The sequence below is a fragment of the Streptomyces thermovulgaris genome, assembly GCF_002155915.1.
GTDB lineage: Bacteria > Actinomycetota > Actinomycetes > Streptomycetales > Streptomycetaceae > Streptomyces > Streptomyces thermovulgaris.
On record NZ_MUME01000342.1, the window covers coordinates 1 to 10,063 of the forward strand.

The following is a 10,063-nucleotide window of genomic DNA, read 5'->3' on the forward strand; positions in this document are numbered from 1 at the left end:
AGCTCCTGGAAGGGGTCGACGAGGACAGCGGACTCGCGCACATCGGCTTCCGGGTGCCGGTCGACCCGAGCGACGAGTTCGTCTACCAGGTCTGGCCCGTGGAGGTGCCGACCCCCGGGTTCGCCATCAGGTCGGTCAGCGCCCACGACACCTACGTCCGCTTCGAGGTCCGGCTCGCCGAGGGCAACCAGGGCTACGACGTGATGGGGTACACCAGGGAGCAGCTCATCGCCGACAGCCTCGACCAGTACGAACGGCATCTGGAGTTCCTGCGGCTGCGCCACGAGGCGGCGGCCCGGTCGGTCCTCCCCGACCACCGCCCGGACGCCCCGGAGGCGCACCTGCCGGAGTGACTCCCGGCCGGCTCGTGCCTCCCACGCCGGCCGGGGGCTCCGGGGGCCGCTGCCGGGGCCTTGGGGCTCCGGGCCGAGAACCGCCGGCGCCGCGCGGCCGCGCAGGAGGCCCCGTGCCGCCGGCGTCGCACAAAAGGCCCGTACTGCCGGCGTCGCAGGAGCCTGTGCCGCAAGCCGCGCAGGAGGTCCGTCCTCCTGCTCCCGGCTGTTTCTCCCCGGTCCCCGAGTGCGCGCCCGCGGGGTCAGCCGCGCAGGGCCGGTGCCGACAGGCGGTGCAGACGCAGGGCGAGCTGGATCTCCAGGGCACGGGCGGGGGTCTGCCAGTCCTCGCCGAGCAGACGGCCGACGCGCTCCAGGCGCTGGGCGACGGTGTTCACATGGACGTGCAGCTCGTCCTTGGTGCGGGCCGGGCTCATGCCGGAGGCGAAGTACGCCTCCAGGGTGCGTATGAGGTCGGTGCCGCGCCGTTCGTCGTAGGCGATGACCTCGCCGATGGTGCGGTCGACGAAACCGGCGATGTCCCGGTCGCCGGCCAGCAGCAGCCCGAGGAAGCCGAAGTCCTGGGCGGCGGCGCCGTCGCCGGTGCGGCCGAGCAGACGCAGGGCCTCCAGACAGCGCCGGGCCTCCTCGTAGGCGGCCGTGACGGTGTCGGGACGGGCGGTCAGGTGCTCGAGGGGGGCGGAGGCCCCGACGGTGACCGCCTCGTTGACCGCGGTGCCGAGGTGACGGGCGATGCGGCGGGCCAGGTCCGTCGCGCTGTCCCCCTGGGGCAGGGGCAGCAGCAGGACCGTGCCGCCGTCGCGGGCGGCGGCCAGGCCCTGCTGGGTGGCGGCCAGATGGGAGGCCGCGGACCACAGACGGCGCCGGGCCGCGGCCTCCTGCTCGGCGTCGGCGGCCGGGGCGTCGAGGCGGGCGGCGAGCACGACATGGGTGGCGTCGAGGTCGGCGTGCAGCCGGGCGGCGCGCTCGCGCAGCAGACGGGGGTCGCGGGCGCGGGCGTCCAGGAGGTCGTCGAGCAGTTCGCCGCGGACGCGCTGCTCGGCCTCGGCGGCGGACCGCCGGGCGAGCATCAGCAGCGAGGTGACCATCGCGGCCCGCTCCAGCGTGCGCTGGTCGACGGGGTCGAGATCGGGGTGGCCGCGCAGCACGAGTGCGCCGAGCAGTTCGCCGCCCGCGGCCACGGCGGCGATCCAGTCCTGTCCGTGCCGTACCGCGTGTCCCTCGGCCCGGGAGGCCTCCAGGGCGCCGGCGGGTGCGGCGGCGGTCTCGGTGAAGTCGACGGTGCCGTCGAGCACTTCGGAGACGGCGGCGGCCACGTCGTGCACTCCGCCGCCGCGCAGGACGAGTTCGGCGAGCCGGTCGTGGACCTCCGAGGCACGCTCGATGACCGCGCTGCGGTCGCGGATGATCTCGTTGGCCCGCTCCAGGTCGGCGAGGGCGGAGCGGGTCTCGGCCAGCAGATTGGCACTGTCGATGGCGGCCGCGGCGAGGGCCGCGAAGGAGCTGAGCAGCGCGATCTGCTCGCGTTCGAAGATCCGGGCCCGGCGGTCGGCCGCGAACAGCACGCCGATCACGTGCGGTCCGAGCATGAGCGGCACCCCGAGAATGGCGACCAGGCCCTCGTCGCGCACGCCCGCGTCGATGGCGCCGGTGTGCTGGAAGCGGTTGTCCTTGAAGTAGTCGTCGGTGACGTAGGGGCGGGCCGTCTGCGCGACCAGGCCGCCGAGCCCCTCCCCCATGCCCAGGCGCAGCTGCTGGAAGCGGGCCGAGACCGAGCCCTCGGTGACGCGCATGTAGGTGTCGCCGCGGTCGGGGTCGTTGAGGGTGAGGTAGGCGACGTCCGTGCCCAGCAGGGAACGGGCGCGCTGCACGATGGCCTGCAGCACCGAGTCCAGGTCGCGCAGGCCGGCCAGGTCGTGGGCGGTCTCGAACAGCGCCGACAGCTCCGCCTCGCGCCGTCTTCGCCCCTCCAGCTCGGCGCGTACGCGCAGCGCGAGCAGCCGGGCGCGTTCCAGCGCGTCGATCCACTCGGCGGGCCGGCCCTCGGCGCGGGCGAGCAGCACGGGCTGTTCGTATGCGGCGACGGGCGCGCCCCGGGCCAGCAGTTCGAGAAAGGGCGCTTCGGCACTCCCGGTCGCCGGGCCGCCGGTGGCCGGTTCCGGGCCGGCGGCGGGGCGCTCGGTGAACCGTACGTGATCGCTGGACATGCTCACAGGATCACCCATCGTCCGCTCCCCGTGGGGAGCCTGTGGAAAACTCCGGGGCGGGCGGCAGGGGGGAGCGGTCAGTGCGCGCTCCAGCCGCCGTCCAGCACCAGCGAGGTACCGGTGACGGCGGAGGCGTGCGGACCGCACAGATACGCCACGGCCTCGGCCACCTCCTCGGGTTCGAGCAGCCGTTTGACCGCGCTGTCCCGCAGCAGCACCTCGGACAGCACGCGCTCCTCGGGAATGCCGTGGGCCCGGGCCTGGTCGGCGATCTGCTTCTCGACCAGGGGCGTGCGCACATAGCCGGGGTTGACGCAGTTGGAGGTGACGCCGTGCGGGGCGCCCTCGAGGGCGGTGGTCTTGGACAGCCCCTCCAGGCCGTGCTTGGCGGCCACGTACGCCGACTTGTAGGCGGAGGCGCGCAGGCCGTGGACCGAGGAGATGTTGACGATCCGGCCCCACCGCTGCCCGTACATGTGGGGCAGGGCACCGCGGATGAGCCGGAACGGCGCCTCCAGCATCACGGTGAGCACGGTGTGGAAGACCTCGGGCGGGAAGTCCTCGATGGGACGCACCAGTTGCAGCCCCGCGTTGTTGACGAGCACATCGGCGCCGACGGCCGCCTGCTCGGCGGCGTCGAGGTCGGTGAGGTCGAGGACCCGCGGTTCGAGGGTGCCGGCCAGCGGACCCGCCTGCCCGACGAGCTCGTCCAGGCCCGCCGCGTCCCGGTCGAGGGCTCTGACCTTCGCTCCGGCGGCGGCCAGCCGCAGCGCGCAGGCGCGGCCGATGCCGCTCGCGGCGCCGGTGACGAGCGCGGTGCGGCCGCCGAGGTCGAGCGGGGACGCGTGGGGGGTGGGAGGGGAACTCGGCAAGATCATAGGTCGACCCTAGGCAGCTCCGCCGCCTCCCCCCATATGGGCACAACCTACATTTCAGCTGGTTCCCATAGGGTCGAACCACGTGGGTGCATCGGACATGGCCTGCTTGATCCGGAAGAGGGCGAACTCGTTCAGGTCGGGCAGCGCGTCCACGGGGAACCAGCCCACCTCCAGCGACTCGTCGTCGTTGACCCGTGCCTCGCCGCCCACGGCACGGCAGCGGAAGGTGATGTCCATGTACTGGCAGACGTCGCCGTTGGCGTAGGTGACGGGGGACAGTGCCTGGACGAGGACCACCCGCTCGGCGACGCAGCGCACCGCGGTCTCCTCCTCGACCTCGCGCACGGCGCAGGCGGCCGGCTGCTCGCCCGGTTCCGGGATGCCGCCGATCACCGACCACATGCCGGTGTCGGAGCGGCGCCCCAGCAGCACTCTGCCCTCGTCGTCGAAGACGACGGCGGTGACTCCGGGGAGCCACAGCAGCCGGGTGCCGACCGTGGCCCGGAGCGTACGGAGGAAGTCAGGAATGGCCATGGAGCGACCCTAACGGCCGGGAGCCCGGCGGCCGGGAACCCGGTGCCCGCGCCGTTCGAAGGACCGTTCGCAGGACCGCCTCCCGGCGCACGGCCGGGCGTCCCGGTCAGGCCTCCCGGACGCGCCGGCGCCGGCCGGCGCCGATCGCCCACCCCAGGCCCGCGGCGGCGGCCAGCACCAGGGCGGCCTCCGGCAGGACGCCCAGCCGGGTGGCGGGCGTCCCGGAGGAACGCAGGGGCACCTTCTGGACCAGGTGGGCGGGCACGAACATGCCGGTCCTCCGGGCGACCCGCCCGTCGGGCATGATGATCGCGCTGACGCCGCTGGTCACGGGGACGGTGACGGTCCGGCTGTGCTCGACCGCGCGGATCCGGGACATGGCGAGCTGCTGGTAGGTCATCTCGCTGCGGCCGAAGGTCGCGTTGTTGCTCGGCACGGAGATCATCTGCGCACCGGCGGTGACCGTGTCGCGCACCGCCCAGTCGAAGGCGGCCTCGTAGCAGGTGGCGAGGCCCACCTTCACGCCGTCGACGGTGAACACGCCCGGCTCGCTCCCCCGGCTGAAGTCCTGCCGGACCATCGCCGTCCACTCCTCGTTGACCGCCCCGAGCAGCGGGCGCAGCGGCAGGTACTCGCCGAACGGCTGGACCTGCCGTTTGTCGTAGGTCTGGGTGGGGCCCTGGACGGGGTCCCACAGGATCTGCTCGTTGAGCAGCCTGCCGTCCCGTTTCACGACACCGCCGACGGAGACCGGAACCCCGACCGCCCTGGCGGCCCGGTTGATCACGTCGCGTGCGTCGGGGTTGACGAAGGGGTCGATGTCGGAGGAGTTCTCCGGCCACAGCACAATGTCGGGCCTGGCGGTCTCGCCCGCCCGCACCGCCCGGGCCAGCCGCTCCGTCTCGCGCGCGTGGTAGTCCAGGACGGCACGCCGCTGGGCGTTGAAGTCCAGGCCCGCGCGCGGCACGTTGCCCTGGACGACGGCCACGGTGACGGTGCCGTTCTCGGCCCGGTCGCTGACCAGGAGCCGGGCGGCCGCCGCGCCCGCCACCGGGACGACGACGCTCAGCAGGGCCGCGGCGGCGGCCGAGCGCCGCACCGCGCGGGTGCGCCGGGCCCGCACCGCCAGGCGCAGGACCTCGTACAGGCCGAAGCCGCACAGGACGACCGCGAAGCCCAGCACCGGAGTGCCGCCCACCGCGGCCAGCGGCAGGAACACTCCGTCCGCCTGCCCGAAGGCGATCTTGCCCCAGGGAAAGCCCCCGAACGGCACGCGCGCGCGTACCGCCTCACCGGTGACCCACACGGCCGCCGCCCACACCGGCCAGACGGGCAGCCGGGAGACCGCGGCCACGCCCGCGCCCGTCAGCGCGACGAAGACCGCCTCCACCGCGACCAGGGCCAGCCACGGGACGGCGCCGACCTCCACTCCGGTCCACACCAGCAGTGGCAGCAGGAAGCCGAGGCCGAAGAGGTAGCCGAGACCGAGCGCCGCCTTCCAGGTGCGCCCTCGCAGCACCCGGCCGAGGACCGCGAAGGCGGGCAGGGCCAGCCACCACAGGGGGCGCGGCGGGAAGCTGAGGTAGAGGAGCAGGCCGGACAGCGCCGCGGCCACGGCGGGGGCGGGCCGGGCGAGCCGCGTACGCCAGGGTGCGGACGTCGTCTGCGATTGCAGCCGGTCCGGCTCGTCGACGGAAGGTGCGGTGACGGTCACCCCGGGAGTCTACGGCCGGTCGCCGGGAGGCCGACAGCGTGATCAGGTCCGGCCGGAGGCCGGGGGACGCAGCCGGTCCCTGATCACGCGTACCGCCGTCTCGGCGTTGTCGATGGTGACCGTGAACGTGTGGCCGTCCCACAGGCGCAGGACGACGCCCTCGCCGCGCCGTACGACGACCGCGGTGCCCTTCTCGGGCAGCCAGCGGTAGCCCCAGCCGCCCCAGTGGCGCGGGGTGACGTGCGGGGCGAACTCGGCGCCCGCGATGTGGGAGAGCGGGATGCGGCGGCGCGGCAGGCCCATGTGCCCGCAGCGCACCTCCAGGGCCTCCTTGTCGACGCGCATCGCCACGTGCACGAAGGCGAGGGTGCCGCAGATGACCAGCAGGCCGGCCGCGATGCAGCCGACGACGGACATCGCCAGCGGGACGACGCCGGAGTGCCAGGCGGAGTCGACGGCCAGCCCGATGCCGAGGGCCACGCAGGCGGCCCCGACGAGTGCCAGCAGCCACTGGGCCCGGTTGGTGGCGCGTCCGGTCCACACCTCGGGGTGGGTGCCGTGCTCGCGGTGGGACTGCTCCCTCATGGGCACGAGGGTACCCGGGTTTCGCCCGGACGGGCGGCCCGCCGGGGGTGGCCGTGCGTCAGCGGACGGGTGCGGTCTGTGCCAGAAGGCGGCCTTCCGCGTAGGCCAGGGCGGACTCGGGCAGGGCGCCCTCCTGCCCGTTCAGCAGGACGGTCACGGTGCCCTCGGCCGGCGCCTCGGGCGCGGGCCGGGCGCCGATCCGGCGCAGCGCCTGGCCGGCGACGGCGCCCGCGGAGCCGTGGAGGACCAGCGGGGGCAGCTCCGGCCGCTGCACGGCGGCCCGGACGCGGTCGGCGACCAGTTCGTAGTGGGTGCAGCCCAGGACGACGGTCGTCACGTCCTCGGGGGTCCGCTCGGCGGCCGCGCGGACGGCCTCGTCGATCGCCGTCTGCTCCGCCCGCTCCACGGCCTCGGCGAGCCCCGGGCAGGGCACCTCGGCGACCCGCACCCCCCGGGCGAACTCACGGATGAGGTTCCGCTGGTAGGGGCTGCCCGTGGTGGCGGGCGTCGCCCAGATGGCGACGGGTCCTCCTCCGGCCGCGGCCGGTTTGATCGCGGGCACCGTGCCGATGACCGGCAGGTCGGGCTCGAAGCGGGCCCGCAGGGTGGTCAGGGCGTGCACGGTCGCGCTGTTGCAGCCGACGATCAGGGCGTCCGGGCGGCGGGCGGCGGCGGCCTCGGCGACGGCCAGGGCGCGTTCGGTCAGGTCCTCCGGGGTGCGCGGGCCCCAGGGCATGCCCGCGGGGTCCAGGGAGAGCACGAGATCTGCGTCGGGGCGCAGGCGCCGTACTGCGGCAGCGGCCGCCAGCAGCCCGATACCGGAGTCCATGAGCGCGATCTTCACCCGGCCACGATAGACGATCCCCTCGAACCGGCCGCCCGGGTGGGGCAGACTGCGCGGGTGAGCGTGATCGTGTGGAGCGCCGTGGGGTCACTCGCCGCCTGGCTGTGGCTGCTGCTCGGCCAGGGCTTCTTCTGGCGCACGGACGTCGGGATGCCGCCCGGCGAGGATCAGCCACCGGACGGCTGGCCGCCGGTGTGCGTCGTCGTCCCCGCACGGGACGAGGCGGCCGTGCTGCCCGCGAGCCTGCCCTCGCTGCTCGCCCAGGACTACCCGGGGCGGGCCGAGGTCTTCCTGGTCGACGACGGCAGCACCGACGGCACCGGCGAGCTGGCCCGGGTCCTTTCCCGGCAGCACGGCGGGCTGCCGCTGACCGTGGCCTCTCCGGGCGAGCCGCCCGCCGGCTGGACGGGCAAGCTGTGGGCCCTGCGGCACGGCATCGGCCTGGCCCGCGCGCGCGGGCCCGAGTACCTGCTCCTGACGGACGCGGACATCGCCCACGCCCCGGACAGCCTGCGCCGGCTGGTGGCGGCGGCGCGCGCCGGGGGGTTCGACCTCGTCTCGCAGATGGCCCGCCTGCGGGTGGAGACCTGGTGGGAACGGCTCGTCGTGCCCGCCTTCGTCTACTTCTTCGCGCAGCTGTACCCCTTCCGCCGGATCGGCCGCCGGGGCACCCGGACGGCGGCGGCCGCGGGCGGCTGCGTGCTGCTGCGCACCGAGGCCGCCGAGCGGGCGCGGATCCCGGAGGCGATCCGGCAGGCGCTGATCGACGACGTGGCCCTCGCCCGGGCCGTCAAGGGCAGCGGCGGGCACATCTGGCTGGGGCTCGCCGAACGGGTGGTCAGTGTGCGTCCCTACCCGCGGCTGCGCGACCTGTGGCGGATGGTCTCGCGCAGCGCCTACGCACAGCTGCGCCGCAGTCCGCTGCTGCTGCTCGGCACGGTCGCCGGGCTGACGCTGGTGTACCTGGTGCCGCCGGCGGCGCTGGCCGTGGGCCTGGCGGCGGGCAGTGCGGCGGCGGCGCTCGCCGGGGGGTCGGCATGGCTGGTGATGGCGGGGACGTACGTGCCGATGCTCCGCCACTACCGCCAGCCGCTGTGGCTCGCCGTCCTGCTGCCGTTCACCGCGCTGCTGTATCTGCTGATGACGGTCGACTCGGCGGTGCGGCACCACCGGGGACGGGGTGCGGCCTGGAAGGGCCGTACCTACGCACGTCCGGACGTCCTGCCCGACGAGGGGTGAGCGGGGCGCCGGCCCATGCCCCGCACCGTGGGTCCGCCCCTTGCCGGGGCCGCCTCTTCAGGCGCGTGCGCGCACGCGCGTGCGCACGCCGGCCGGGCGAGGTCCCGGAAGTCTCCCACAAGAAGGGCCGGAACGCACCGGCCGACCGCCGGTAACCCGCTCCGGAGCTCGGCTTTTTAACACCCGACTACGCCGGATTGCCGCCCTGCTTGTCCAAATTCACTCGTATTAGTGAGTTCACATCACTGCCGACACGGGAAACAACCCCCTTATCGGTCTCCCCAACCCGCACGCGGTGGGCTTAACTTATGGCCATGACCTCCCCCCGCTCCTCTTATGGAGGCGGCTACTACTCCGCCTCCTCCTTCCCGGACACTCCGATCTACGACTCGCTCGTGGCCGAGCGGGGCACCCCGCAGATCGCTCCGATCCGGGTCCCCGCGCCGTACGACACGGGCAGCCACCTGAGCACGGGCGGCAGCAGCCAGCTGCCCGCGCTCCCCTCGGCGCTGCCCGCGCTTCCGTCGGCCCCGTCCCAGCCCTCCTACGGCGGCTACCCGCAGGCGCCGCAGCCGGTCCCGCCGCAGCCGGTCCCGCCGCAGCCCGCGCCGCTGCAGTCCGCTCCGCTGCAGCCCGCCCCGCTGCAGTCCGCTCCCCTGCAGCAGGTGCCTCCGCCGGGCTCCGTCCCGCAGCAGGCCGGCATGCCGCGCGGGTACCCCGGCCCGCAGCAGCCGCAGCAGCCGCGCCCGGCGGGGAACACCATCGGCTACGAGGCCATGCGCCCGGCCGCCGCTCCCCGTCCGGCCCCGGCGCCCCATCAGGACCCGTACGGCAACCAGCAGCAGTACCGCGGTTACTGACCCGCCCCGGCCGTCCGGCGGAAGGGCCGCCGTCCGGTCCCGGGACCTCCCGGCGCCCGGTGCCGGGCGCAGGCCGGCACCGGGGAAAGGCCGTCGTACGGCGCCGGCCGCAGCAGCCCGCCCCGGCCGCCGCCGGGCACGGGCCCGGCGGCGGCCGTCGTTCCTCCGCGTCCACGCGGCCCGGACACGGTGTCCGTCCCGCGGCCGGGTGGCACGGCGGCGATGTGCGTCCCGGGCGACACGGTGAGGGCCGTTCCGGCGGGCGGGGCCGTCCCCGTCCCGTGCGGCACCCATGGGGCCGTCGTCCGTCCTGTCCGCCCGGACCGCCCCGCCGCACGCCGTCACCCGCCCCGGACCACGCCCGGCCGGGCAGGGACGGCACGACCCGCCGGCGGTCGCCCCTGCCCGCCTGCTCGCTTCCGCTGCCCTCCCTCGGCTCTCCCCCGCCTCCCCATCGGTGCGCCGATCACGCAAGGACGGCCGGCGGCGCGTCGTACTCGTCCCGTCCCCACCGTCCCCGCGCCGGCCCTCGTCCGCCGGGAACCCGGGACGGGGCCCGGCCGTTGGTCCTCCCAGGACATGCCCGGAAGTCCCCGGTCGGCACCCGGGAATGACGCGACGTTCTCCACCATGGCCCGTCCCGGTCCGTCCCGGGCCGTGACGGAACGGGAAGGGGGGTGCGGAAGACGTGCGGGCGATCAGCGGACTCTGGCGCTGGCGGCACAATCCGCTGCGGCGCACGACCGATCTGGTCGAGTCCTGGGCGGCGTTGACGGCCAGGGAGCCGGTCACGGGGGCGGCGACGAGGACGAGCAGCAGGGCCGTCAACGCCGCCCAGGACTCGACCAG

At 75.1% G+C, this 10,063-nt stretch carries 8 protein-coding genes and 2 pseudogenes; 4 read left to right on the forward strand and 6 right to left on the reverse strand.

Going from position 1 to position 10,063, the window contains the following annotated elements:
- Positions 1-353 (forward strand): annotated as a pseudogene (locus CCN35_RS23315) (high-affinity choline transporter BetT); the annotation flags it as partial.
- Between the two features lie 242 nt (positions 354-595).
- On the opposite strand, the gene CCN35_RS23320 reads toward CCN35_RS23315, so the two are convergent.
- The 6 genes from CCN35_RS23320 to CCN35_RS23345 all read right to left on the reverse strand — a co-directional run bounded on the left by CCN35_RS23320 (position 596) and on the right by CCN35_RS23345 (position 7,115).
- Complete coding sequence (locus tag CCN35_RS23320) at positions 596-2,560, reverse strand: helix-turn-helix domain-containing protein (protein WP_086794220.1); 1,965 nt, start codon at positions 2,558-2,560, stop codon at positions 596-598.
- Positions 2,561-2,637: 77 nt separating this feature from the next.
- Positions 2,638-3,438 carry a 3-hydroxybutyrate dehydrogenase gene (locus CCN35_RS23325; protein ID WP_067389494.1) on the reverse strand — a complete coding sequence of 267 codons (801 nt, stop codon included), beginning with the start codon at positions 3,436-3,438 and terminating at the stop codon, positions 2,638-2,640.
- Between the two features lie 54 nt (positions 3,439-3,492).
- Positions 3,493-3,972, reverse strand: a complete 480-nt coding sequence (locus CCN35_RS23330; protein ID WP_067389490.1) for an NUDIX hydrolase — start codon at positions 3,970-3,972, stop codon at positions 3,493-3,495.
- 106 nt (positions 3,973-4,078) lie between these two features.
- Positions 4,079-5,686: an apolipoprotein N-acyltransferase gene (gene lnt, locus CCN35_RS23335; RefSeq protein WP_067389488.1), complete on the reverse strand. Its 1,608-nt coding sequence runs from the start codon at positions 5,684-5,686 to the stop codon at positions 4,079-4,081.
- 42 nt (positions 5,687-5,728) lie between these two features.
- The gene (locus CCN35_RS23340) at positions 5,729-6,271 is read right to left on the reverse strand and encodes a hypothetical protein (protein ID WP_067389486.1); all 543 of its coding nucleotides are present in this window, start codon (positions 6,269-6,271) and stop codon (positions 5,729-5,731) included.
- Between the two features lie 58 nt (positions 6,272-6,329).
- The gene (locus CCN35_RS23345) at positions 6,330-7,115 is read right to left on the reverse strand and encodes a glutamate racemase (protein ID WP_067389484.1); all 786 of its coding nucleotides are present in this window, start codon (positions 7,113-7,115) and stop codon (positions 6,330-6,332) included.
- 39 nt (positions 7,116-7,154) lie between these two features.
- Between CCN35_RS23345 and CCN35_RS23350 the strand changes: the two genes are divergently transcribed.
- From CCN35_RS23350 to CCN35_RS30325, 3 genes and pseudogenes are all read left to right on the forward strand, one after another.
- Positions 7,155-8,354, forward strand: a complete 1,200-nt coding sequence (locus CCN35_RS23350) for a glycosyltransferase (RefSeq protein ID WP_067389480.1) — start codon at positions 7,155-7,157, stop codon at positions 8,352-8,354.
- Between the two features lie 314 nt (positions 8,355-8,668).
- The gene (locus tag CCN35_RS23355) at positions 8,669-9,214 is read left to right on the forward strand and encodes a DUF6643 family protein (protein ID WP_067389758.1); all 546 of its coding nucleotides are present in this window, start codon (positions 8,669-8,671) and stop codon (positions 9,212-9,214) included.
- Positions 9,215-9,902: 688 nt separating this feature from the next.
- Positions 9,903-10,063, forward strand: a pseudogene (locus tag CCN35_RS30325) (Rv1733c family protein); the annotation flags it as partial.